Annotated in this window: 20 protein-coding genes; 10 read left to right on the plus strand and 10 right to left on the minus strand. The window is 70.4% G+C overall.

Annotated features, from left to right (window positions below; genetic code table 11):
* Window positions 1-65: 65 nt before the first annotated feature.
* Window positions 66-1,652, minus strand: coding sequence for an N-acyl-D-amino-acid deacylase family protein (locus tag PGN23_RS00980; RefSeq protein ID WP_335300961.1), 1,587 nt, complete (start codon window positions 1,650-1,652; stop codon window positions 66-68).
* Window positions 1,649-3,994: a penicillin acylase family protein gene (locus tag PGN23_RS00985; protein WP_335300963.1), complete on the minus strand. Its 2,346-nt coding sequence runs from the start codon at window positions 3,992-3,994 to the stop codon at window positions 1,649-1,651. The genes PGN23_RS00980 and PGN23_RS00985 overlap by 4 nt, the downstream gene beginning before the upstream one ends.
* 317 nt (window positions 3,995-4,311) lie before the next feature.
* Between PGN23_RS00985 and PGN23_RS00990 the strand changes: the two genes are divergently transcribed.
* Entirely contained in the window at window positions 4,312-7,401 is a 3,090-nt protein-coding gene (locus tag PGN23_RS00990) for a TonB-dependent receptor plug domain-containing protein (RefSeq protein ID WP_335300964.1), read from the plus strand.
* Window positions 7,402-7,444: 43 nt separating this feature from the next.
* On the opposite strand, the gene PGN23_RS00995 is transcribed toward PGN23_RS00990, so the two are convergent.
* Window positions 7,445-7,894, minus strand: a complete 450-nt coding sequence (locus tag PGN23_RS00995; RefSeq protein WP_335300965.1) for a MarR family winged helix-turn-helix transcriptional regulator — start codon at window positions 7,892-7,894, stop codon at window positions 7,445-7,447.
* Window positions 7,895-8,020: 126 nt separating this feature from the next.
* On the opposite strand from PGN23_RS00995, the gene PGN23_RS01000 reads away from it, so the two are divergent.
* Together PGN23_RS01000 and gloA are read left to right on the plus strand one after the other, a co-directional pair.
* A complete protein-coding gene (locus PGN23_RS01000; RefSeq protein ID WP_335300967.1) occupies window positions 8,021-8,446 on the plus strand; it encodes an organic hydroperoxide resistance protein in 426 nt (141 codons plus the stop codon).
* Window positions 8,447-8,467: 21 nt separating this feature from the next.
* On the plus strand, window positions 8,468-8,974 hold the full coding sequence (gene gloA / locus PGN23_RS01005) for a lactoylglutathione lyase (protein WP_335300969.1): 507 nt from the start codon (window positions 8,468-8,470) through the stop codon (window positions 8,972-8,974).
* Here the strand turns inward: gloA and PGN23_RS01010 are convergent.
* A complete protein-coding gene (locus PGN23_RS01010) occupies window positions 8,963-9,742 on the minus strand; it encodes a sulfite exporter TauE/SafE family protein (protein ID WP_335300971.1) in 780 nt (259 codons plus the stop codon). The two genes, gloA and PGN23_RS01010, sit on opposite strands and share 12 nt — an antisense overlap.
* A gap of 143 nt (window positions 9,743-9,885) precedes the next feature.
* Between PGN23_RS01010 and ubiA the strand changes: the two genes are divergently transcribed.
* From ubiA to PGN23_RS01035, 5 genes are all read left to right on the plus strand, one after another.
* Window positions 9,886-10,797 (plus strand): 4-hydroxybenzoate octaprenyltransferase, encoded by a 912-nt coding sequence (gene ubiA / locus PGN23_RS01015; RefSeq protein WP_335300972.1) that lies wholly within the window; start codon window positions 9,886-9,888, stop codon window positions 10,795-10,797.
* Between the two features lie 243 nt (window positions 10,798-11,040).
* Entirely contained in the window at window positions 11,041-12,387 is a 1,347-nt protein-coding gene (locus PGN23_RS01020) for a TldD/PmbA family protein (protein ID WP_335300974.1), read from the plus strand.
* Window positions 12,380-13,174: a 3'(2'),5'-bisphosphate nucleotidase CysQ gene (locus PGN23_RS01025; protein ID WP_335300976.1), complete on the plus strand. Its 795-nt coding sequence runs from the start codon at window positions 12,380-12,382 to the stop codon at window positions 13,172-13,174. The genes PGN23_RS01020 and PGN23_RS01025 overlap by 8 nt, the downstream gene beginning before the upstream one ends.
* Window positions 13,175-13,310: 136 nt before the next feature.
* A complete protein-coding gene (locus PGN23_RS01030) occupies window positions 13,311-13,637 on the plus strand; it encodes a hypothetical protein (RefSeq protein WP_335300978.1) in 327 nt (108 codons plus the stop codon).
* An 89-nt stretch (window positions 13,638-13,726) separates the two neighbouring features.
* A complete protein-coding gene (locus PGN23_RS01035) occupies window positions 13,727-14,140 on the plus strand; it encodes a hypothetical protein (RefSeq protein ID WP_335300979.1) in 414 nt (137 codons plus the stop codon).
* 42 nt (window positions 14,141-14,182) lie between these two features.
* On the opposite strand, the gene PGN23_RS01040 is transcribed toward PGN23_RS01035, so the two are convergent.
* The 4 genes from PGN23_RS01040 to thrC form a co-directional block, all read right to left on the minus strand.
* Window positions 14,183-14,791 carry a glutathione S-transferase family protein gene (locus PGN23_RS01040; protein WP_335300980.1) on the minus strand — a complete coding sequence of 203 codons (609 nt, stop codon included), beginning with the start codon at window positions 14,789-14,791 and terminating at the stop codon, window positions 14,183-14,185.
* Window positions 14,792-14,802: 11 nt separating this feature from the next.
* Window positions 14,803-15,687 (minus strand): dienelactone hydrolase family protein, encoded by an 885-nt coding sequence (locus PGN23_RS01045; RefSeq protein WP_335300981.1) that lies wholly within the window; start codon window positions 15,685-15,687, stop codon window positions 14,803-14,805.
* Between the two features lie 153 nt (window positions 15,688-15,840).
* Window positions 15,841-16,725 carry a class I SAM-dependent methyltransferase gene (locus PGN23_RS01050; RefSeq protein ID WP_335300982.1) on the minus strand — a complete coding sequence of 295 codons (885 nt, stop codon included), beginning with the start codon at window positions 16,723-16,725 and terminating at the stop codon, window positions 15,841-15,843.
* Window positions 16,725-18,122, minus strand: coding sequence for a threonine synthase (gene thrC / locus PGN23_RS01055; RefSeq protein ID WP_335300983.1), 1,398 nt, complete (start codon window positions 18,120-18,122; stop codon window positions 16,725-16,727). The genes PGN23_RS01050 and thrC overlap by 1 nt, the downstream gene beginning before the upstream one ends.
* A 78-nt stretch (window positions 18,123-18,200) precedes the next feature.
* Here thrC and PGN23_RS01060 point away from each other — a divergent pair, with 78 nt between their 5' ends.
* Complete coding sequence (locus PGN23_RS01060; protein WP_335300984.1) at window positions 18,201-19,424, plus strand: cyclopropane-fatty-acyl-phospholipid synthase family protein; 1,224 nt, start codon at window positions 18,201-18,203, stop codon at window positions 19,422-19,424.
* 206 nt (window positions 19,425-19,630) lie between these two features.
* On the opposite strand, the gene PGN23_RS01065 is transcribed toward PGN23_RS01060, so the two are convergent.
* Together PGN23_RS01065 and PGN23_RS01070 are read right to left on the minus strand one after the other, a co-directional pair.
* Window positions 19,631-20,035 (minus strand): EF-hand domain-containing protein, encoded by a 405-nt coding sequence (locus PGN23_RS01065; RefSeq protein ID WP_335300985.1) that lies wholly within the window; start codon window positions 20,033-20,035, stop codon window positions 19,631-19,633.
* A 69-nt stretch (window positions 20,036-20,104) separates the two neighbouring features.
* On the minus strand, window positions 20,105-22,147 hold the full coding sequence (locus tag PGN23_RS01070) for a S46 family peptidase (RefSeq protein ID WP_335300986.1): 2,043 nt from the start codon (window positions 22,145-22,147) through the stop codon (window positions 20,105-20,107).
* Between the two features lie 121 nt (window positions 22,148-22,268).
* Here PGN23_RS01070 and PGN23_RS01075 point away from each other — a divergent pair, with 121 nt between their 5' ends.
* A complete protein-coding gene (locus PGN23_RS01075; protein ID WP_335300987.1) occupies window positions 22,269-23,513 on the plus strand; it encodes an argininosuccinate synthase in 1,245 nt (414 codons plus the stop codon).
* Window positions 23,514-23,690: the final 177 nt, after the last annotated feature.

Below are 23,690 nucleotides of genomic sequence, written 5' to 3' on the forward strand. Positions count from 1 at the left end.
CGTGTCGACGCGCCAATCATGGTGACGGCGGTGGGTATAAAGCGGGATTATGGGCGCGCGGCGCGTCACGAACACCCCTTTGGCGTCGCGCGCAACAGCACCCGCCCCGGCATCGCTCCGGTCGCCGCGCCGTCACGCAGCGCCAGCTTTCCGTTGACGAACAGCGCGCTGACACCGGCGCTGGCGACGCGCGGGTGGACATAGTCCGCGCGCGGCGCGTAACGCGCGGGATCGAACACCACGACATCCGCGAAATAGCCCGGCCGCAGATACCCGCGCCGCGCGATGCGATAGATGTCCGCGGTCGCGCCGGTCGAGCGGCGGATGAAATCGGCGAGCGTGATGACCTTCCGCTCCACCACATAGGTCCGGTATTTCTTCGGGAAGGTCGCCCATTGCCGCGGATGGCCGTCCGACCCGTCGGAGCTGGTGACCACCCACGGCTGCTGCATGAGGAGGTCGACGTCGCGGTCCGCCATGTTGAAGCTGGCGATCGCGCTCCCTGCGGGGTCCGTCCGGTCCCTGTTCGGCACGCGCAGGATGCGGATCGCGGCATCGACCGGCGACAGTTTCCACAGCGTCGCCATCTGCCCCAGCGTGCGCCCGGTCCACGGCTGCCCCTGCGCGGTCAGCAGGATCGATTCCCTGCCCCCGCGGCGGCGCAGGTTCTCCGCCATCTCCGCCTTGATCTTTGCCAGCGTCGCGGGGTCGTCGAACCGCGCGATCATCCTCGCATAGCCGCCGTCGACCGCCCAGCCCGGCACCAGCGCGGCGTCCACGCTGCTGCCCGAGGCGAGCCAGGGATATTGGTCCGCGGTCACCTCCTGCCCCGCGCGGCGCGCCGCCTCGATCGTGGCGATCAGCGTCGGGGCCATGCCCTGCACGTCGACGCCCAGCGCCTTCAGGTGCGCGATATGCACCGGCATCCCAGCCTCGCGCCCGATCCGGATCGCCTCCTTCGTGGAGGCGATCAGGCCGATCGTATAATTGGATTCGTCGCGCTGGTGGCTGTCGTACATGCCGCCGCGCGACGCCGCCTCGCGGGCGACCGCGATCACCTCCTCGGTCTTCGCATAGCTTTGCGGGGCGTAGAACAGCCCCGTCGAGAAGCCGGTCGCCCCCTGGCACATCGCGCCCGCGACCAGCGCCTTTTCCCGCGCCAGTTCGGCCGGCGTCGGCGCACGGTCGTCGCGTCCCAGCACGCGCGTGCGCACCGCGCCGAAGCCGACGAAGGGCACGATGTTGGTGCCCACGCCGCCGGCGGTCAGCTTGCGTGCGTCCGCCGCCACGTCGGGCGTGCCGTATCCGTCGACCCCGGTGACGATCGTCGCCACCCCCTGCGCCAGCCAGGGCAGGTTGACGTGCTGCCGTACATCGGCGGCGCGGATATAGGTATCGGGGTGGGTGTGCGCGTCGATGAAGCCCGGCGCGACGATGCGGTGGCGCGCGTCCACGACCTGTTTCGCGCGCGTATCGCGGGTCGGGCCGACATAGACGATGCGGTCGCCGACGATCTCCACGTCGCCGGTGACGGGGGCGGTGGAGGCCCCGGTGTAGATGGTGCCGCCGCGGATCACGATATCGACGGTGGTGCCCGCCTGCGCGACCGCGGGGCCGGCGAGCAGCGCGGCGAGAGCGAACATCGGCTTCATGCGCGGGTCCCGGGCGACAGGGTGGTGACGGTGCGGACATGCGCGTCGACCGCGGCGCGCGTGTACAGCATCGGGTGCATTTGGCCCGCGATCCACGGATCGTACTGATCGCGGTAGTGCGGGCTCTTCGGATCGGCGGACTGGCCGGGCAGGTTGAGCATGAGCGACTGGTCCCACGCCCCGACGTCGATCACCTGAAGGTAGCTCGCCCCGCCCCCGGTGCGCCAGCCCGGACCATTGCCCAGCCAGCGCGCCATCACCGTATAGCCGTCCCCGCCCGATCCCTTGCCGTCGATCGGCGGGAAGGCGGCGGCGATCGCGGGGATGCGCGACAGCGGATGCGCGATGCGCACCTGATGCAGCGCGTCCCACCGCCACGCCGCAGGATCGGGGCCAAGGAGGGCGCCCGCCCGGTCCCACCCGGCGGCCAGCGACGCGGCGACCAGCGCGGGGCGCTTGCGCGCCTCCGCCACCAGGACGCCGGGCGCGATCTCTGTCACCAGATCCTGCGCGCGCGGCGGGATCAGCACGCCCAGCATCCGCCGCGACAGGTCGCGCCAGACGATCTCGAACAACGCCGCCGCCGCGCTGGCGCCGTCCAGCCGCGCGTTCCAGCCGCGCAGCATGTCCGCCGCGGGGGACGCGCCGGCAGGCAGCAACGCCACGAACGCCTGCGCGGGCAGCGACAGCGTATCGTGCTGGAGCGCGACGCTGTCGGCCAACGTGTGCCGGGGCTGGGCGGACAGCACCGCGGCGATCCGGTCGTAGCGATAGGGATCGCGGAACGAATAGGCCGGGACGCGGTCCGCGGGCCAATCGGCGGGCAGATTGTTCTGATTGGCCGATGCGAACCACCCTTTGGCCGGATTGTATTCGCTCGGCAGGCGGCGGAAGTCGGTGTAGCCGGTCCAGTCGTAGCGCCCGTCGCCCGGCACCGGCAGCAGCCCGTCGCCCCTCTTTCGCGTCGGCTGGAAACCGATCACCTGCCACCCGGTGTTGCCCGCGACGTCGGCATAATGGAAATTGGTCGGCGACGGATGCAGCACGAACGCCTGCTTCAGCGAGGCCCAGTCGCCGGCCAGGTTGATCGCGATCATCGCGAACGCGCCGCTGCCGCCCGGCTGCATCCCGATCGTCGCCAGCACCGTGGCGCGGCGGCGCGCGGGGTCGTGGCTGACCACCGGCCCCTGCACCGCATGGCGCAGCGTCGCGGCGGCGGGGGCGGCATCCTTGACCGGGATCGCCACGTCGATGCGGTCGAACCGCTTCCACCCGCCGCCGTGGCGGTAGCGTTCGGGGTCGTCGGGGTGCAGCTCCAGCACGAACAGGTCGGACTGGTCGATGTGGAAATTGGTGCGTCCGAACGCGAAGCGATCGGTGTGCCCCTGCATGATCCCCGGCAGCCCGGGCGCGCCGCCGCCGATCACGTCCAGCCCCGGCGCGGTCAGATGGGCGACGTGGCGCGGTGCGAAGCCGCCGATCCCCAGATGCGGATCGTTGGCCAGGATCGCACGGCCCGTCGCGGAGCGCTGCGGCGCGATCGTCCAGGCGTTGCTGCCCGCATTGGCGCGCTCCAGCGGGGTGTCCGGCTCCCCCGGCTCGCGGGTCGGCGTCTGCGGCCCGAACGGCAGCGCCCCCAGCCGCAGCACGCCCAGATCCGCTTCGCTCACCGCGGTCACGTCCAGCCCGTCGGGCACGGTCATGCGGTGCGCCGGGCGGAGCGGCGCGACGATCGCATCCAGCTCCAGCAGCCCCAGCGCGGCGAGCTGCGCGCGGCGCACCTCGTCGTCGGCATTTCCCTCCGCCCCGCCGCGCGCCAGCACGAAATCGCGCACGTCCCACGTCAGCGGGCGCACGTTCAGGATCGCATATTCGGCCGGCAGCAGCGACGGATCGGCGGTCACCTCCGCGACGCGGGCGTTGATCCCGGCGCAATAGGCGCGCGCGCAGGCCAGTACGTCGGCGGGCACCCGCGCCAGTTCCGCCGCCGGGTCGCCGCGATAATGGAACAGGCGCGCCGCGGCGTCGTGCCGCGCGAAGTCCGCCCCGAACGCCTCCGCCATCCGCCCCAGGTCGCGGCGGTGCGACAGGTCGATCTGGAACAGCCGGTCGCGCGCGACGACATAGCCCTGCCCGAAGAAGGCATCCGGGATCGTCGCGGCGCGGATGTGCGGCACGCCCCATTCGTCATCCGCGATCTCGATCGGCGCGGACGCTTCCGCCACGACGACGGTGCGCGACGGCGTCGCGACGCCGGCGGGACGCTGCGGCTTCGCCCGGCACGCCGGGGCCAGCGCCACGACCGCGGCGGAGCCGAGCAGGAAGGAGCGACGGTCGAACATCGGACACGAACTCCGGTGGGGATGGCGAATGTCCACGCTAACGGCCCTGCCGCCGCCGTCCATACCGCAGGCGGACGGCGGGCATAGGGCACGGCTATGGCGCGACCGCCGGACGCCACCGTATAGTCGCGGGCTATGGCCTCGCGAAGCGTTCGAAGCGCCGCGCCGCTTGACGCGTCCCGCGCCCGCCCGGCACCTTCGCCCATCGAAACCCGCCAGACCGCCGGCATCCAACGACCGGGGCGCGGGGATCGCGTCGCGCGGGAGCGACGGAAGGCCGCGCCCCGGCGGCGCGGTCAGCGAGCCATTAGGGGGCCATGATGACGATTGAGAGGCAGTTCGACCGCCGCAAGGCTTTCCTCGCCGGCTTCGCGAGCATGGCGGCGCTGGCCGTATCGCTCCCCGCCGCCGCGCAGGAGGCGGCGCCGACCCGCAACACCGCCACCGCGCAGGCGCCGGAGCCCGCGTCCGACAGCGGCGAGGCGGGCCCCGACGTCGTCGTGACCGGCACGCGCATCGTCCGCAGCGGCTTCGAGGCACCGACGCCGCTGACGGTGCTCAGCCGTGAGGACATCCAGAACGGCTCGCCGTCGAACAACATCGCGGACTTCGTCAACCAGCTGCCCGCCCTCGCCGGGTCGACCCGGCCGTCCAACTCGCGCCTCAACCTGTCGAGCGGGCAGGCGGGCATCAATGCGCTCAACCTGCGCAACCTGGGGCCGGAGCGAACGCTGGTGCTGCTCGACGGACGGCGGTCGGTGCCGTCGACGATCAACGGGCTGGTCGACATCAATACGCTGCCGCAGGCACTGATCGAACGGGTCGAGGTCGTCACCGGGGGCGCATCCGCCGCTTACGGCTCGGACGCGGTCGCCGGCGTGGTCAACTTCGTCCTGAACAAGAAGTACCAGGGGCTCAAGGTCGCGATCGACAGCGGCATCACCGAGGAAGGCGACGGCGGGAATTACTCGTTCCAGGTCGCGGGCGGCACCTCGTTCGCCGGTGGTCGCGGCCATATCCTGCTGAGCGGGGAGGTCGCGCATCGCGACGGCATCTTCTCGGTCGACCGCGACTGGAACCAGATCGGCTTCCTCCGCTTCGAAAACCCGGCCTACAACGCCGCCACCAACTCCAGCGTCCCGCAGTACATCTTCGTGCGCGGCGCCGGGCCGACCAATTCCACCCCGGGCGGCATCATCACCAATTCCGCCGGCACCACGCCCAACGCGCTGCGCGGCCTCTATTTCGGGCCGGGCGGGCAGCCGCTGCAATATCAATATGGCGCGCTGACCTTTCCCGCGGTGAGCGGGTCGGCGGCACCGGCGCGGACCGTCGGAGGCGACTGGCGCGTCAACGATACGGGACGGCGCATCGGGCTCGATCCGCTCGACGACCGCTACGGCGTGTTCGGTCGCGTCAGCTTCGAGGTGGCGGACGGGGTCGAGCTGTTCGCGGAAGGGGCGTACAACCGCCAGCACGTCTTCTTCAACGCCGGGCCGAACCTGTCGACCGGCGCGGTGCTGAACGCCACCGGCTGTTCGGGCGCGGCGACCGCCGCGGCCGCGCCGCTGACCTGCAATGCCTTCCTCTACAATACGCTGGGACCCGCGCGGTTGCAGGGCGTGACGAGCGTCACCGTCGCCACGAGCTTCGCCGACCTGCCGTTCCGCGCGGTCGACAACAAGCGCGAGGCGCAGCGTTACGCGGTGGGCGCGGAGGGCGATCTGAACCTGTTCGGCAAACGATCGCCGTGGAACGTCTATGCGCAATACGGCCGCGTGGATACGCGCGAGCAGCTGCGCAACATCCAGAACGTCACGCGGCTGAACAATGCCACGAGCGTCGCCTTCGCGCCGGTGGGCAACGCCGGCGGCTATGCGCCGGGCTCGATCCAGTGCCTCGTCAACCTGAACGCCAGCACCGCCGACGACGATCGCGCCTGCGTGCCGCTCAACCGGCTGGGGCTGGGCGTCGCCAACCCGGCGGCGATCCCGTACGTGCTGGGCGATCCCTACCGCGAGCAGCGGCTGCAACAGATCACCGCGGGCGCCAACCTGTCGCTGACGCCGTTCGCCACCTGGGCGGGCGACGTCAGCATCGCGGTGGGCGCGGAATATCGCGAGGAGAAGGTCAGCGGCTTCGTGCCCAGCGAGTTTCAGCCGGTTCCGGTGCGTGACGCCAGCGGCAACGTCACCGGCGCGACGAACCGCTGGTCGGTCGGCAATTATCTGGCCAGCGTCGGGCGCTACGACGTCAAGGAAGCGTATCTGGAGACGGCGGTCCCGCTCGGCTTCGGGCTGGAGTTCAACGGCGCGGCGCGAGCGACCGACTATTCGACCGCCGGCTACGTCACGACATGGAAGGCGGGCGCGACCTGGCAGCCGATCGAGGACATCCGCCTGCGCGTGACGCGGTCGCGCGACATCCGCGCGCCCAACCTGAACGACCTGTTCCAGGCGGGCGCCGCCAACAGCGATTCGGTGACCAACCCCGGGTTCCAGGACGGCCGCGCCCCCGCCTTCATCCCCGCGGGTCAGCCGCCGCAGTCGGGCTACTCCTATTCGGGCTTCGCCACCGGCAACACGCGGCTGGGCCCGGAGAAGTCCGACCAGTGGAACGTCGGCGCGGTGCTGACGCCGCGCTTCCTGCCGGGGTTCAACCTGTCGGTCGACTATTTCGACATCAAGGTGCGCGACGGGATCAGCACGTTCAGCGCACAGCAGATCGTGAACCTCTGCTATCTCGGCAATACCGACTTCTGCGACGCGGTCAGCATCGATCAGTCGCGGACGCAGAACCCGGCGCAGCCGTATCTCATCATCGGCAGCCAGCCGTTCAACGCGGCGAGCCAGAAGGTGCGCGGGGTCGATATCGACGCCTCCTACCGCCTGCCGCTCGACCGGCTGTTCGGGGAGACCAACGGCGCGGTGACGGTACGCGGCATCGCCACGCGCTACATCGACAATCTGTTCGACAGCGGCGTGCCGCAGTCGATCGTGCTCAATTCGGTGGGCGTCAACAGCGGGCAGACCACGACGCCGACGTGGATCTACCGGGCGAGCGTCGCGGTCGACACCGACGATTTCTCGATCACCGCGGTGGGTCGCGGGGTGAGCGCGGGCAAATATGCCGCCAGCGGGATCGAGTGCCAGACGACGTGCCCGGTCGCGACGACCAACGTCCCGACCTATCAGTCGAACCGGATCGACGGCGTGTTCTATGCCGACCTCAACCTGACGCAGAAGGTGCGGTTCGACGGCGCCGAGGCGGAGTTCTTCGTCAACGTGACGAACCTGTTCAACCGCGATCCGATGCTGCTGCCGGAAACCGGGCTGGCAGCCAACAGCACCTATTCGGACCTGCTGGGGCGGCAGTTCCGCATCGGCATCCGCATGGAAACGCGCTGATACGGACCTCCGGGCGGGGGCCGCACCCCGCCCGCCGGCCCGCCTACGGCCGCAGCGTCGGCGTCAGCTCGCTGATGCGCACGCGGAAGGTCTCGACCTGGCTCTTCAGGATCGCGATCTCCTCCAGCGTCATGCCCGATTTCGCGATCAGTTCCTCGCCCAGGCAGGCGCAGCGGTCGCGCATATCGCGGCCCTTTCCGGTCAGGCGCACCTGCACCTGCCGTTCGTCCAGCGGGTTGCGCGACCGCTCCACCAGCCCCGCCGCCTCCAGCCGCTTCACCAGCGGGGTCACCGTACTGGATTCCAGCGTCAGCCGCTGCGCGATCGTACCGACCGTGCGTCCATCCTCCTCCCACAGCGCATGCAGGACGAGATATTGCGGATAGGTGATGCCCAGCGCGTCCAGCATGGGCTTGTACGTCCGCCCCACCGCCATGTTCGCTGCATAGAGCGAGAAGCAGAACTGGTCTTCCAGCGGTAACGTGCTGCCCAAGGCGGATTCTCCGGTACGTCTCGCGAGCGCTATCGCACAAAGACGAGCCTTTACAAGGCCTCGCCGACCGCCCTAGAATATATTATTGCGGTAATCGATATTGCGATAATCATGAGGAGCGACCGGATGTCCATCGACGTGAAATATCGCACCACCGCCACCGCCACGGGCGGCCGCGAAGGCCATGCGCGCAGCGACGACGGCGCGCTGGACGTGACGCTGTCGACCCCGCGCGCGCTGGGGGGCGCCGGCGGGGCCGGCACCAATCCCGAGCAGATGTTCGCCGCGGGCTATTCCGCCTGCTTCATCGGCGCGCTGAAGGTCGCGGGCCAGCAGCTGAAGGTGAAGGTGCCCGACGACACGACCGTCGTCGCCAGCATCGGCATCGGGCCGCGCGCCGCCGGCGGCTTCGGGCTGACCGCGGAGCTGACCGTCGACCTGCCGGAGATCGACCCCGCGACGGCGGAGCGACTGGTCGCCGCGGCGCACGACATCTGCCCCTATTCGAACGCGACGCGGGGGAATATCGACGTGGGGCTGGCGCTCGCCTGACCGTTCACGGAGATATCGATCATGTCCCGCATTCCCGGTACCGAGGGGTTCGTGCTGAACCAGACGATGCTGCGCGTGCGCGATCCGCGCGCGTCGCTCGCCTTCTACCGCGACGTGCTGGGCATGACGCTGCTCCAGCAGCTGGACTTCGCGGAGATGAAGTTCTCGCTCTACTTCCTGGCCTATCTGAAGGACGGCGAGGTGGTGCCGGAGCATCCGGTCGAGCGCGCGCATTTCATCTTCACGCGCGAAACCACGCTGGAGCTGACGCACAATTGGGGGACCGAGAGCGATCCCGGTTTCGCCGGCTATCACAGCGGCAACGAGGAACCGCGCGGGTTCGGGCATCTGGGCGTGTCGGTTCCCGATGTCGCGGCGGCGTGCGCGCGGTTCGAGGAACTGGGCGTGCCGTTCAGGAAGCGGCCGCAGGACGGCGCGATGAAGGAGATCGCCTTCATCACCGATCCCGACGGTTACTGGATCGAGATCCTGTCCCCCGCCGGCATGGCGCCCGCGCTACAGCAATAGCCGCGCGCCGACGATCACCAGCACCACCGCCAGCGCGGGCGTGACGAACCGCTCCGGCAGATAGCCGGTCAGTCGCGCCCCCAGCAGCACGCCCGGGATCGACCCCAGCAGCAGCGCACCCAGCAGCCGCAGGTCGATGTTGCCGATCAGCGCATGCCCGATCCCGCCGATCAGTGCGACCGGCACCGCATGGACGATGTCGGTCCCCACCAGCCGCCGCGCGGTCAGCCGCAGCGGGTAGAGCAGCAGCAGCAGCGTCGCCCCCAGCGCGCCCGCGCCGACCGACGTCAGCGTGATGAGCGTGCCCAGCAGCGCGCCGGCCGCCACCGTCAGCGCGGGCTGCCACCGCAGGAACGCCTGCGTCCGGGCCCCGTCCGCGCGCGCGAAGCGCGCCGCCAGCGCGCGGCGGAACGGCGTCGCCAGCCCCGACAGCAGCAGCGCGACGCCCAGCGTGGTGACGATCAGCCCGTTCTTCTCCGCGGTCCGGCCATGCGCCGACAGCCACCAGAGGGTCAGCCCGACCGCGGGCAGGCTGCCCCAGCACAGCCGCTTCACGATCTGCCAGTCGGTATTGTCCTGGCGGTGGTGCATCGCGCCGCCCGCCACCTTCGTGATCGCGGCGAACCACAGGTCGGTGCCGACCGCGGTCGCGGGCGCGACGCCGAACATCAGGATCAGCAGCGGCGACATCAGCGAGCCGCCGCCGACCCCCGTCAGTCCGACGATCGCACCGACCAGAAATCCCGCCAGCGTGCTCAGCCAGTCCACTCTCGTCCCTTCGCGGTTCGGCCGCCCTTTGTCGCCTCGCCCGGCCGACGGCAATGGCAGAAAAGCTTGGGCGCCCCGCAGGTACGATGCGCGACCGCGGCGCGCCGGTGGCGCCGGACCGGGCCAGCCGCTATCGCAGACGCATGACCGGAGCCGACATCGTCCCCGACAGCGAGCACCGCGGCCTGCTGTCGATCCTGCCGCCGCGCACGCGCGCCTTCGCCTCGCTCGCGCGGTTCGACCGGCCGATCGGCTGGTGGCTGTTGTTCTGGCCCGGTGCATGGGCGGTCGCGCTGGCGGGAGAGGTCGTGTCGCGCTGGACGCTGATCGCCTGGCTGCTGCTGGGCAGCATCGCGATGCGCGGCGCGGGCTGCGTCTACAACGACATCGTCGACCGCGAGCTGGACGCCAGCGTCGCGCGGACGCGCCACCGCCCGCTCGCCAGCGGCGCGGTGTCGCTGCGCGCGGCGTGGATCTGGCTGGTCGCGCTGTGCCTGATCGGCTTCGTCGTGCTGCTGCAACTGCGCTGGCCCGCCGCGATCGTCGCGCTCGCTGCGCTCGCGCCGGTGGCGGCCTATCCCTTCATGAAGCGGATCACCTGGTGGCCGCAGGCGTGGCTCGGACTCGTCTTCTCCTGGGCCGCGCTGGTGGGGTGGACCGAAAGCTGGGGGACGCTCGGTGCGCCGGGGCTGCTGCTGTACGCCGGCACGATCTTCTGGGTCATCGGCTACGACACGATCTACGCGCTGCAGGACCGCGAGGACGACGCGCTGGTCGGGATCGGCTCCTCCGCGCTGGCGATGGGGCGGCATGTCCGCGCCGGGGTCGCGATATGCTACGCGCTGGCGGTGGCGGGCTGGGCGACGGCGCTGTGGCAGGTGCGCGCCGATCCGCTGGCGCTCGTCGCGCTGCTGCCCGTCGCCCTGCATCTCGCGTGGCAGGTCGCGACGCTCGACCCGGACGACGGCGATGGCGCGCTGCGGCGTTTCCGCGCCAACCGCTTCGCCGGGCTGCTGATGTTCCTCGCCTGCGCCGCGGTGGGCACGCGGCTCTAGAACGTGTTTATGCTGAGTGGAGGCATCGTGATTGCCCTGTCGTGCTCGTCCGGCTGCGTCGCAGGGCAACCGCGCCGCGGCGGGCCGATTTTGGCCCGGGGCGGCGTCGTTCGTCGGTCACGATGCAAAAGCATCGCCCGCTCCTCACTTCTTGCCCTGAACCAAAATCGACTCCGTCACGAGGCCTCCACTCAGCCTAAACACGCTCTAGCAACCGGCCCGCACCGCCCCTAAGTCGGGGATATGCTGACCCCGGATCAGGCGCAGGAGCGCGCCCACGACATCGTTCGCCGCGCCACCGCCGCCGGGGCCGATGCCGCCGACGCCGTCTTCGCCGCGCATGCCTCCACCGACGTGTCGGTGCGGCTGGGCAAGCTGGAGGATGTCGGCCGGTCGGAGGGCGAGGACCTGGGGCTGCGCGTGTTCGTCGGGCAGCGCTCCGCCAGCGTATCCACCTCCGACCTGTCGTCCGCGGCGATGGACGCGCTGGTCGAGCGCGCGGTGGCGATGGCGCGCGAGGCGCCGGAGGACCGCTGGGCGGGCCTCGCGCCGAAGGAGCGGCTGCTCCACGGCGCCGCGCCGCTGCTCGATCTCGCCGACCATGCCCAGGTCACGCCGCAGGCGCTGCGCGACGCCGCGACCGCGGCGGAGGATGCCGCGCGCGCGGTCGCCGGCGTCACCAACAGCGAGGGCGGCGGCGCGTCCGCCTCGTCCAGCGTCTGGGCGCTCGCCACCAGCCACGGCTTCGCCGGCGCCTATGCCACCACCGGCTACGGCCTGTCGGCCAGCGTCATCGCGGGCGAGGGCGCGGGGATGCAGCGCGACTATGCGCACCATTCCAGCCGCCATCACGCGCGGCTCGACGCGCCGGAGACGATCGGCCGCACCGCGGGCGAGCGCGCGGTGGCGCGGCTGAACCCGGCACGTATCGCCAGCGGGGCGATGCCGGTGGTGTTCGATCCGCGCGTCGGCGCCAGCCTGATCGGGCACCTGATCTCCGCCATCGGGGGCAGCGCGATCACGCGGCGGACCAGCTTCCTGCTCGACGCGATGGGGACGCAGGTCTTCGCGCCCGGCATCGCGATTCAGGACGATCCGCAGCGCCCGCACGGGCTGCGCTCGCGTCCGTTCGACGGCGAGGGGCTGCCGGTCGGCCCGACCGCGATCGTCAGCGACGGCATGCTGGAGACGTGGCTGCTCGATTCCGCCTCCGCGCGCCAGCTGGGGCTGGAGCCGACCGGCCATGCCGCGCGCGGCATCGCGGGCGCGCCGGGGGTGTCGAGCAGCAACCTCTACATGGAGGCGGGAAAGGTGCCGGTCGCGACGCTGATCGGCGACATCGTGCACGGCGTCTATATCACCGAGCTGATCGGTCAGGGCGTCAATCCCGTCACCGGCGACTACAGCCGCGGCGCGGCCGGCTTCCTGATCGAGAACGGCGAGATCACGCGCCCCGTCGCCGAGCTGACCATCGCGGGCAACCTGAAGCAGATGTACGCGCAGCTCACCCCCGCCAACGACCTCGTCTTCCGCTACGGCGTCAACGTGCCCACGCTGCGGGTGGACGGGATGACCGTCGCAGGTGGCTGACGCCGACGCCTCGCTGCCCGCGCTGGCGGACGCGGTGGCTTCGATCGTCCGCGAGGCCGCGGCCATGGCGTTCGCGCGCTGGCACACCGCCTTCGCCCGCTGGGAGAAGGCCCCGGGCGAGCCGGTGTGCGAGGTCGACCTCGACGTCGACACCCTGCTCCACCGGCGCCTGTCGGCGCTGGTCCCCGACGCGGGCTGGCTGTCGGAGGAGACCGCCGACAATCCGCAGCGGCTGGCGCGGCGGCGCGTGTGGGTCGTCGACCCGATCGACGGCACGCGCGACTATATCCGCGGCCGTCCCGGCTGGTGCGTCTCGGTCGCGCTGGTGGAGGACGGCCGCCCGGTGATCGGCGTGCTCGATGCGCCGGCGCGCGACGAGGTGTGGCGCGCGGTGGCGGGCGGCGGCACGACCCGCAACGGCGCGCGGATCATCGCGGGCGGACGCATGGCGCTGGCCGGCGCGCGCGCGCCGGTCGATGCGCTTCCCAAGGCCGACCGCGATCTGGTCGCGGTGGAGAAGCCCAATTCGATCGCGCTGCGCATCGCGATGATCGCCGCCGACCGCGCCGACCTGGTCGCGACGCTGCGCTGGGGCAACGAATGGGATATCGCCGCCGCGGTCCTGCTCGCCTCGGAAGCGGGGGCGAGCGTCAGCGATGCGCTGGGCGCGCCGCTGCTGTTCAACAAGCCCGACCCGCGCGCCTACGGCGTGCTGGTGAGCGTCGCGGGAATCCACGCGGCGGCGGTCGAGCGGCTGGCGACCCGCGCCCGTGCCGCGATCGGGTGACAAGCTGAACGAACGCCGCGACATCGCGACAAAGGGTTACACTTTCGCCGCCCGCCTGCGAACGATCCGCGACGATCGCCGCCTATCTCTTCTCCCACGGGCCGCTTCGTCGCGGTCGCCAAACGGGAGAATGACCATGAACCGCCTCCACACGCTCGTCGCCGCGCTCGGCCTCGTCGCCGTCACCGCCCCGGTCGCCGCCAGCGCGCAAGGCTGGCAGCCGATCAACGCGCGCCAGGCGCAGCTCGACCGCCGCATCGACCAGGGCATCCGCTCCGGCGCGCTGACCCGCGGCGAGGCGCAGCGGCTGCGCGCCGAGGCACGCCGGATCGCCACGCTGGAGGGTCGCTATCGTCGCACCGGCGGGTTGCAGCAATGGGCGCGCCGCGATCTCGACCGCCGCTTCGACGCGCTCAGCCAGCGCATCCGCTTCGACCGGCACGACCGCCGTCACTATCGCTGACGCCATCGCCACCGGCTCCGGAAAAGGGGCCGGTGTGCAACCTTTGCAGATCAGGAACATTGCGCCCTCACCTGAACAGGAGGGATGCGATGAAACTGGCTCTCGCGGCGATCGGCGCCGCCGTCATGGTGGCAGGCTGCTCGACCTACGGTGACGGCTACGGTCCGCGCACCGCCGGCTACAACGGCTGGGGCGCCTATGACTACAACCGCGTCGACCCGGCCTATGGCGGCTATTACGCCGACCGCTATTATCGTGACGCGCCGACCTATCGCGAGCGCCGGCTGGGTCGCAACGACCGCGTCTATTACGGGCAGGACGGCCGCTATTACTGCCGCCGCCCCGACGGCACCACCGGGCTGATCGTCGGCGGTCTGGCCGGCGGCGCGCTGGGCGCGGCGATCGCGCCGGGCGGGTCGGGGCTGCTCGGCGCGCTGCTCGGCGGCGCGGCGGGATCGGCGATCGGCCAGTCGGTCGACCGCGGTCAGGTCCGCTGCCGCTGAGCCACCGGGGCCGGCGGCGGCGCCGGCCCTATTCCGCTGGCCCTATTCCTTCGCGGGCATCAGCGCGTCGTCGATCGCCCGCGCGCGCACCCAGGCTGGACGATCCTCCAGCCGGGCGAGATAGCGCATGAACGCGTCGCGCTTCTCCAGCAATCCGAATTGCGTGAACCAGCCGACCGCGCTACCGACATAGACGTCCGCCGCGGTGAAACGGTCGCCCGCGATATAGTCATGCGCCGATACCGCCGTCTCGAACGCATCCACCGCGCGCGCGAAGCTGGCATAGCCGACCATCCCCTCGCGATCGACGGGCACCGTGACGCCCAGCGCCTTGTCCATCATCGCCGCCTCCAGCGGGCCGGCGGTGAAGAACATCCAGCGGTGGTACGGCGCGCGCTCGGCCCCCTGCGGCGCCAGCCCGGCCTGCGGGAACACCTCCGCCAGATACGCGCAGATCGCCGCCGCCTCGCTCACCACCGCCCCGTCATGGACGATCGTCGGCACCTTCCCCAGCGGGTTGGCCGCCAGCAGCGTATCGGGCTTGTCCTGCCAGTCGACCAGCACCGTGTCGTACGGCTCCCCCACTTCCTCCAGCATCCAGCGCGCGATGCGTCCGCGCGACATCGGGTTGGTGTAGAAGGTCAACGTCACGGCGCGTCTCCTCAGCGGTCGAGATGGCGATGCAGGAAGGCCGTCGTCCGCCCCCAGGCGAGATCCGCCGCCGCCTTGTCGTAGCGTTGCGGCGAGGTGTCGTTGTTGAACGCATGGTCCACGCCCGGATAGGTGAACGCCTCGACCGGCTTGCCCGCGGCCTTCAGCGCGGCGACCCACGGCTCGGCGGTCTGCGCGACCCGCGCGTCCTTGCCCGCATAATGCAGCATCAGCGGCACCTGCACCTTCGTGGCTTCCTCCGGCGCGGGGGCCGGGCCGTAATAGCTCACCCCCGCCCCCAGCCGCGCGCCCGCCGCCAGCGCGACGCGGTTCACCAGCGCACCGCCCCAGCAGAACCCGACGATGCCGACCTTGCGCGGCGCACCCTTGGCGCCCTTCGCCATATAGCCGATCGTCGCCACCGCGGCGGCGATCACCGCGTCGTAATCGGCCTTGGCGATCAGCTCGCGCGCCTTGTCCTCGTCGGTCGGCGTGCCGCCCTGCGGCGTCAGGAAATCGGGCGCGACGACATCGAAGCCGGCCAGCGCGAGCCGCCGCGCGACATCCTCGATATGCGGGGTCAGCCCGCGGTTCTCGTGCACCACGATCACCGCGGGACGCGTCCCCGCCGCCCTGGGCGACGCGAAATAGCCGATCAGCTGCGTTCCCGGCGCCGCGACAAAGCGCTCCTTGCGCACCCGCAGCCGCGCGTCGTCCGCCGCGACGATCGCCGCCGCCGCGGGCGAGGCGGCGATGCCCGCGATCAGCGCCTCCGCCGCGACGGTGGAGCCCGCCAGCGCCGTCATCTGGCGCAGCAGCGTGCGACGATCGCGATGCTCGTGCGTGAAGGCGTCGTACAGTCGGATGGCGCGATCGCGCAGCGTCTCGTCGGTCATGGCCGCTCCCGAATCATCCCCGCCCGGTGGGGAGGTTAGGAGGGCGATCTAGCCACGACAACCGTCACCCCGGACTTGATCCGGGGTCCCGCTTCTTCCGCAACGACAAGAGAGCGGGACCCCGGGTCAAGCCCGGGGTGACGCGTACCAAAACTACCGGCTCCACCGCGCCCAGATCGCGGTCGGCAGCGCCAGCCCGCGCGCTTCCTCGCGCACCGCCAGCTCGCCCGCCTCGACCGTGCCGGGCAGGTCCGCGAACGCCTGGCGCAGCATCTCGCCGATCGCCAGCGCCGACATCCGCACCGCATAGACGGTCAGGAACAGGTAGCGCGATTCGGCATCCAGCAGCCGCCGGCAATCCGCGATCAGCGCGGGCAGATGCTCCTCCAGCCGCCACACCTCGCCATCGGGCCCGCGCCCGTATTTGGGCGGGTCGAGCAGGATGCCGTCGTAGCGCCGCCCGCGCCGCACCTCGCGCGCGACGAACTTCGCCGCATCGTCGACGAGCCAGCGCACCGGCGCGTCCGCCAGTCCCGACAGCGCCGCATTGCCGCGCGCCGCCTCGACCGACTTCCTAGACGCATCGACATGCACCATCTTCGCACCCGTCGCCGACATCGCCAGCGTGCCGACCCCGGTATAGCCGAACAGGTTGAGGCATTCGGGCGCGTCCTTGCCCGCCACCTGCTCGCGCATCCACGACCATACCGGCGCCATGTCGGGGAAGAAGCCGAGATGGCGGAACGGCGTCGTCTGCGCGGTGAAGCGCACCTCGTTCCACTTCAGCGGCCAGCCCTCGCGCGGCACGGCGTCGCGGTTATGCCCCCCTTCGAACGACCAGCGCCCGCCGCCGTCCTCGTCGCTGCCGGGCACGAACTCCCCGTGCGCCTGCCAGTCGTCGCGCGCGGGTGCCCACAGTGCCTGCGCCTCGGGCCGGATGAAGCGGAACCGGCCATAGCGCTCCAGCTTGCGCCCATTGCCCGAGTCGATGAGCCCGTAATCGGCCCATGGCTCGCCGGTGAGCGTGATGAGCTGCATCAGCCGCGCGGCACCGCGTGGCGGGCGATATGTCCCGACACCGCCTCGTACGTGGCGTCGAGCGTCACGAACCGCTCCTCGCGCTCGAACAGGTCGCCGACGCGCGCGGGCAGCGGCGGGCGGACGCCGGTGGCGCGCTCCACCGCGTCGCCGAACTTCGCGGGGTGCGCGGTCGCCAGCGTCACCATCGGCGCGTCCGCGGTCGCATGCCGCCGCGCCGCCGACAGCGCGATCGCGGTATGCGGGTCGATGACCTGCCCGGCGCGCTCCCATGCGCCGCGCATCGCCACCGCCATGCCGTCCACGTCGACACGCTCGCCGACGAACAGCGCCGCGGCGCCCTCGCGCTGCGCATTGGTCAGCCGCATCGCGCGCGACGCCTCGAACCCGCGCATCTGCTCGCCCAGCGCCGGGCCGTCGCGCGCACCGACGTCGAACAGCAGCCGCTCGAAATTGCTCGACACCTGGATGTCCATCGACGGCGTCGGCGTCGCCACCACCTGTCGGCTGGAATAGTCGCCGGTGGTCAGCGCCCGCGCCAGGATGTCGTTGACGTTGGTCGCCACGACCAGCTTCGCCACCGGCAGCCCCATGCGGCTGGCGACATAGCCCGCGAACACGTCGCCGAAATTGCCGGTCGGCACACTGAACGCGATCGCCCGGTCGGGCGCGCCGAGCCGGACCGCGGCGTAGAAATAATAGACCACCTGCGCCATCAGCCGCGCCCAGTTGATCGAATTGACCGCCGACAGCCGGAACCGCGACGAGAAGCCGGGGTCGTTGAACATCGCCTTCACCAGCGCCTGCGCGGTATCGAAGTCGCCGCGGATCGCGATATTGTGGACGTTGGGCGCGCCGACCGTCGTCATCTGGCGCCGCTGGACGTCGCTCACCCGCCCCTCGGGGTGGAGCATGAAGATGTCGATCCCCGCGCGCCCCGCCACCGCGTCGATCGCCGCCGACCCGGTGTCGCCGCTGGTCGCGCCGACGATCGTCAGATGCGTGTCCGTGCCGCGCAGGAACCGCTCGAACAGCTGCCCCAGCAGCTGCAGCGCGACATCCTTGAACGCCAGCGTGGGCCCGTGGAACAGCTCCAGCAGCCACTGGTCATGGTCCAGCTGCACCAGCGGCGCGATCGCATCGTGGCTGAACCGGCCATAGGCGGCCTCGCACAGCCCGCGCAGTTCCTCGCGCGTCAGCGACCCCTCGACGAACGGCGCCATCACCGCGACCGCGGTGTCGACGTACGACAGCCCGGCCAGCGCCGCGATCTCGTCCGTCGTCAGCGTCGGCCACGCCTCGGGCACGTAAAGCCCGCCGTCCGAGGCGAGCCCGGCGAGCGTCGCGGCGGCGAAATCGAGCGAGGGGGCGGAGCCACGGGTGCTGAGATAGCGCATGGAAGCGAGCGCCTACGGCGTCCGCCCCCTCCATGCAACGGTTGCGACGTGCCGCCGCATGGGTTTAGCAGGCGCGCCATGGCCTTGATCGATCACTTCCTGCGCCGCGCGATCCGGCGCGGCGAGCTTACCCTCACCAAGCCCGACGGCAGCACCGCCACCTTCGGCTCTCCCGACCCCGCTTTCGCGCCCGTCGCCTTCACGATCCACGACACCGCCGTCTATCGTGCGATCGTCGCCGACCCGTCGCTGGGCGTGGCGGAGGCGTTCATGGACGGACGCCTGACGGTCGAACGCGGCGACATCCTCGACCTGCTGATGCTCGCCACCGGCAATTCGCGCTGGGAGAACGGCGTGAACAGCCTCGCCGCGAACCGCTGGCGCACGCTGAGGGGCAGGATCCGCCACGCGCTGACCGCCAACCGGGCGATCGCCTCGCGCCGCAACGTGAAGCATCATTACGACCTGTCGGACCGGCTCTACGACCTCTTCCTCGACGCCGACAAGCAGTACAGCTGCGCCTATTACACCGATCCGGGCAACACGCTGGAGCAGGCGCAGGACGACAAGAAGGCGCATATCGTCGCCAAGTTGCGAGTCGAGCCGGGGATGCGCGTGCTCGACATCGGCTGCGGCTGGGGCGGGATGGCGCTGTACATCCATGCGAAGACCGGGGCGGAGGTGCTGGGCATCACGCTGTCCGACGAGCAGCTGAAGGTCGCCCGCCGCCGCGCCGCGGAGGCGGGCGTCGCCGACAAGGTGCGCTTCGAGCTGATCGACTATCGCCATCTGGACGACCAGTTCGACCGCATCGTGTCGGTCGGTATGTTCGAGCATGTCGGCGCGCGCAACTTCCGCACGTACCTGTCCAGATGCCGCGACCTGCTGACACCGCAGGGGGTGATGCTGCTCCACACGATCGGGCGCGCCGATGGCCCCAACTTCACCGACAAGTTCACCGACAAGTACATCTTCCCCGGCGGCTACATCCCGTCGCTGTCGGAAACGCTGGCGGCGAACGACTTCATCCGCTGGTTCGTCACCGACGTGGAGGTGCTGCGGATGCACTACGCCTACACCCTGCGCGCGTGGTACGACCGCACCGTGGCGCACAAGGACGCGATCGTCGCGCTCTACGACGAGCGCTTCTACCGGATGTGGACCTTCTACCTGGCGGGCGCGATCGTCAGCTTCACCAACGGAACGCTGGTCAATTTCCAGATCCAGTTCAGCCGCGACCGCATGACGCTGCCGCTGACGCGCGATTACATGCTGGAGGGGGAACGGGCGCTGCGGAATTAGCCGATAACGTCACCACGGCCTTGAGCCGGGGCCTTTGCAAAACAGGTGCAACGGCACCGAGCCCACGCCGTGCTCCTGCGCAGGCAGGAGCCCAGGGCCAAGCAGAACGACGCCTTGTGGGACCTGCAACCCTGGGCTCCTGCCTACGCAGGAGCACGGTCTAGCCCTTTGCAAAGGCCCCGGCTCAAGGCCGGGGTGACGAAACCTTACTTCGCCCCCGCCGCCGCCTTCCCCGCGGCGCGCGCCTTCGCCAGTTCGGCGGCATCCACCTTGCCGTCGCGGTTGAGGTCGTAGGCGGAGAACACCTGCCCCATCAGCGCCGCCGACTCGGCCTTGCTCACGCGGCCGTCCTTGTCGGTATCCGCGCGCGCCAGGAACAGCGCCGCGATCCGCCTGGCATGGGTCGCGTCCAGCGTCCTGCCGCCGCCCAGCTTCATCTTGCGCATCCGCGCCTCGATTTCGGCGGGCGACAGGAAGCCGTCGTGATCGGTGTCGGACGCGGCGAACTCCGCATCCAGCTTCTGCGTGGCGGAGCCGCGCGTCTCCTGTGTGAGGGCGGGGACGGCGGCGACCGACAGCGCGGCGGCGACGAGAGGAAGGAGCATCTTCATCCGCCCCCTCTCGCCGTCGCCGCTTTTACCCGCGCTGAACGGGGGGCTTTCCCCCACATTCGTCTTACCTCAGCGCGCCGCCAGCTCGCGCACCAGCGCGGGCGCCGGATACACCTTCTCCAGCGCCTGCTGCACCGCCGCGGTGGACACCACGACGGTCCGGTTCAGCGCCGGATCGTAGCCGAAATTGCCGCCCAGCGAGTGGATGTTGCCGTCGAACGCCGCACCGATCACCGACCCGTCCTTCGCGATCACCGGCGAGCCGGAATTGCCGCCGATGATGTCGTTGGTCGTCACGAAATTGAACGTGGTGTTCAGGTCCAGCTGCGCCTTCTTCGCGGCATAGGCCTTGGCGAGCACGAACGGGTCCTGCCCGGTCGCGCGCTCGTACAGCCCGGCGACGGTGGTGCTGTAGGGCACCTGCTGCCCGCGCTCGGTCCAGCCCATGACCTTGCCGTAGCTGATCCGCAGCGTGAACGTCGCATCCGGATAGTTCGCCGGGCCATAGGCCGCGAACCGTGCCCGCGCGAGCTTCGCCTGCGCCGCGGTGACCGGCGCGTCGACCTTCTCCGAATAGGCGGTGCGCAGCGCGCGCGCCGCGGGATCGTTCTTCAGCGCGAACTGGATCATCGGGTCCTTCGACGCGCGGATCGCCGCCATCCCGCCCTCGAACAGCCGGGCGCGCACCGCCGGATCGGCCAGCGTCGTGCCGTCGACCAGCCGGTCGGCCAGCGCCTCGGGCGAATCGCGGCCCAGCAGCGCCTTCACTTGGCGGTTGTCCGCGGTCAGATATTCGCGCGTCTTGGACAGCCAGAACGACAGTGCGGTCTTCTCCAGCCAGGGATAGGTCGGGACCGCATCCGTCACCTGCTTCTCCAGCAGCGGCAGCTGCGAATCGGTGTAGCCCGGCAGCCGCTCGGCATTGGGCTTCTCGCGCTCCGCCGCGGCGCGCACCAGCGTGCGGGCATAGGAATAGAGCTGCGATCCCCAGCCCGCGCGCTGCTCCAGGAAATAATAATCGAGGAACATGTTGCGATAGTCGGCGTCCGCCCTGGCGATATCCGCCCACGGATCGCCCGCGCCCTTTCCGGCCTTCGCCTTCAGCTCCGCCTCGTTCTGCGCCAGCCGCGCGGCGAAGGCATTGTCGTCCAGCGCGCGCGCCTGACCCCAATAGACCTTGTAGCTGTTCTCGATCCCGAACAGCGTGTCCGCCGCCTCGCGCTTGCGCTCCGGCGACTGCTCGCCCGCCGCGATCAACCGGCCGCGGAATTCCGACAGCAACGTGACGGTCAGCGGCAGCGACAGCTCGCGCTGGATCTCCAGCTGGTCCTGCGTCAGCAGCCGCTGGGTGCGCCCGGGATTGCCGACGACGAACGTCGCCTCGCTCGCGATCGGCGCGCGCGGGTTCCACGTCAGGTGCTGCGGGGTGACCGCGGGCTTGCCGTTCTCATAGGCGCGCAGGAACGACGCATCGAGGTTGTAGCGCGGGAAGTTGAAATTGTCGGGATCGCCGCCGAAGAACGCCGCCGCGAATTCCGGCGCCCAGGCGAGGCGCACGTCCGAATATTTGCGGTACTTGTAGAGCTTGTACTGACCGCCGCCGTACAGCGTCACCACCTGGCAGCGCGTCGTCGCGGTGTCGGTGCAATTCTCCGCCTCGATCCCCGCGATCGCGGCGTCGCGCGCCTTGGTCAGCGCCTGGCCGGAGAGCGTCCCGATCGCCTGCGTCACGCGCGGGGTCACGTCGGTGATGCTGGCGACGACCTCCGCCTGCTGCCCCGGGCACTTCATCTCTCGCGCGCGATCGGCCGCGATGAAGCCGTCGGCCAGATAGTCCTTGTCCTTGGACGACAGGTCGGCCGCGCATTGCGCGACGCAGTGATGGTTGGTCAGGATCAGCCCCTCGCCGCTGACGAACGAGGCCGAGCAGCCGCCGGTCAGCCGCACCGCCGCGGCCTGCACCCGGTTCAGCCACGCCTGGTCGGGCGCCCAGCCATAGGCCGCCTTCATCCGCGCCGCAGGAAAGGCGTCGAACGTCCACATCCCCTCGTCCGCCAGCGCCGGCGTCGCGGTCAGCACGGTCGCGAGCGACAATGCGGTCAGTTTCCTCATATCCCCTGGTATCCTCTGTTACCTTGTTACATCGCGTCATGCGGCAGATCAGGAACCGCGGCAAGATGGTTGCCCTCGCGCACGCAATCGCCTAGCCGCCCGCCCGAAGGGAGCCTGCCTCATGACCGACCAGATCAAGCGTCCAACCGGCGAAGCCGGGATCAATCGGGTCGTCCTCGCCTATTCGGGGGGGCTGGACACCAGCGTGATCCTGAAGTGGCTCCAGACCGAATATGGCTGCGAGGTGGTGACCTTCACCGCCGATCTGGGGCAAGGCGAGGAGCTGGAGCCCGCGCGCGCCAAGGCCGAGCTGATGGGGATCAGGCCGGAGCACATCTTCATCGACGACCTGCGCGAGGAATTCGTCAGCGACTACGTCTTCCCGATGATGCGCGCGAACGCGCTGTACGAGGGGACGTACCTGCTCGGCACCTCGATCGCGCGCCCGCTGATCGCCAAGCGCCAGATCGAGATCGCGCGGGCGGTGGGAGCCGACGCGGTCAGCCACGGCGCCACCGGCAAGGGCAACGACCAGGTGCGGTTCGAGCTGGGCTATTACGCGCTTGCCCCCGACATCAAGGTGATCGCGCCGTGGCGCGAATGGGACCTGACCAGCCGCACGAAGCTGATCGAGTTCGCCGAGGCGCATCAGATCCCCGTCAGCAAGGACAAGCGCGGCGAGGCGCCCTTCTCCACCGACGCCAACCTCCTGCACACCTCGTCCGAGGGCAAGGTGCTGGAGGATCCGTGGGACGAGGTGCCCGACTACGTCTATTCGCGCACCGTCAATCCGGAGGACGCCCCCGATAGCCCCGAGACGATCACGATCGACTTCGAGCGCGGCGACGGCGTCGCGGTCGACGGCGAGGCGCTGAGCCCCGCGTCGCTGCTCGCGAAGCTCAACGAGCTGGGTCGCAAGCACGGCATCGGCCGGCTCGACCTGGTCGAGAACCGCTTCGTCGGCATGAAGAGCCGCGGCATGTACGAGACGCCGGGCGGCACCATCTATGCGATGGCGCACCGCGGGATCGAGCAGATCACGCTCGATCGCGGCGCCGCGCACCTGAAGGACGAGCTGGCACCGCGCTATGCCGAGCTGGTCTACAACGGCTTCTGGTTCTCGCCCGAGCGCGAGATGCTCCAGGCCGCGGTGAACTACAGCCAGGAGAAGGTGACCGGCACCGTCCGGCTGAAGCTCTACAAGGGCTCGTGCATCGTGACGGGGCGCAAGTCGCCGCACTCGCTCTATTCGGAGAAGGTCGTGACGTTCGAGGACGACCAGGGCGCCTACGACCAGCGCGACGCCGCCGGCTTCATCAAGCTGAACGCGCTGCGGTTGCGCCTGCTCGGCCGACGCGATCGGTAAGGTCGCCCGGCACCCCCGTCACCCCGGGCTTGTCCCGGGGTGACGCGAGGTTCGGTACGGCGGCCCCCATCACCCGTCACCCCGGACCTGTTCCGGGGTCCAGGGTTTCGCACGCCTCGCCGCCGTTGAGTCCGCGGAACCGTGGATGCCGGAACAGGTCCGGCATGACGAAGAAGC

It is taken from the genome of Sphingomonas adhaesiva, from assembly GCF_036946125.1.
GTDB lineage: Bacteria > Pseudomonadota > Alphaproteobacteria > Sphingomonadales > Sphingomonadaceae > Sphingomonas > Sphingomonas adhaesiva_A.

Coding starts and splice junctions, on each gene's coding strand:
- PGN23_RS00980 (WP_335300961.1), bottom strand. CDS start 1,652: ATGAAGCCGATGTTCGCTCTCGCCGCGCTGCTCGCCGGCCCCGCGGTC.
- PGN23_RS00985 (WP_335300963.1), bottom strand. CDS start 3,994: ATGTTCGACCGTCGCTCCTTCCTGCTCGGCTCCGCCGCGGTCGTGGCG.
- PGN23_RS00990 (WP_335300964.1), top strand. CDS start 4,312: ATGATGACGATTGAGAGGCAGTTCGACCGCCGCAAGGCTTTCCTCGCC.
- PGN23_RS01000 (WP_335300967.1), top strand. CDS start 8,021: ATGTCCATCGACGTGAAATATCGCACCACCGCCACCGCCACGGGCGGC.
- gloA (WP_335300969.1), top strand. CDS start 8,468: ATGTCCCGCATTCCCGGTACCGAGGGGTTCGTGCTGAACCAGACGATG.
- ubiA (WP_335300972.1), top strand. CDS start 9,886: ATGACCGGAGCCGACATCGTCCCCGACAGCGAGCACCGCGGCCTGCTG.
- PGN23_RS01020 (WP_335300974.1), top strand. CDS start 11,041: ATGCTGACCCCGGATCAGGCGCAGGAGCGCGCCCACGACATCGTTCGC.
- PGN23_RS01030 (WP_335300978.1), top strand. CDS start 13,311: ATGAACCGCCTCCACACGCTCGTCGCCGCGCTCGGCCTCGTCGCCGTC.
- PGN23_RS01035 (WP_335300979.1), top strand. CDS start 13,727: ATGAAACTGGCTCTCGCGGCGATCGGCGCCGCCGTCATGGTGGCAGGC.
- PGN23_RS01045 (WP_335300981.1), bottom strand. CDS start 15,687: ATGACCGACGAGACGCTGCGCGATCGCGCCATCCGACTGTACGACGCC.
- PGN23_RS01050 (WP_335300982.1), bottom strand. CDS start 16,725: ATGCAGCTCATCACGCTCACCGGCGAGCCATGGGCCGATTACGGGCTC.
- thrC (WP_335300983.1), bottom strand. CDS start 18,122: ATGCGCTATCTCAGCACCCGTGGCTCCGCCCCCTCGCTCGATTTCGCC.
- PGN23_RS01060 (WP_335300984.1), top strand. CDS start 18,201: ATGGCCTTGATCGATCACTTCCTGCGCCGCGCGATCCGGCGCGGCGAG.
- PGN23_RS01065 (WP_335300985.1), bottom strand. CDS start 20,035: ATGAAGATGCTCCTTCCTCTCGTCGCCGCCGCGCTGTCGGTCGCCGCC.
- PGN23_RS01070 (WP_335300986.1), bottom strand. CDS start 22,147: ATGAGGAAACTGACCGCATTGTCGCTCGCGACCGTGCTGACCGCGACG.
- PGN23_RS01075 (WP_335300987.1), top strand. CDS start 22,269: ATGACCGACCAGATCAAGCGTCCAACCGGCGAAGCCGGGATCAATCGG.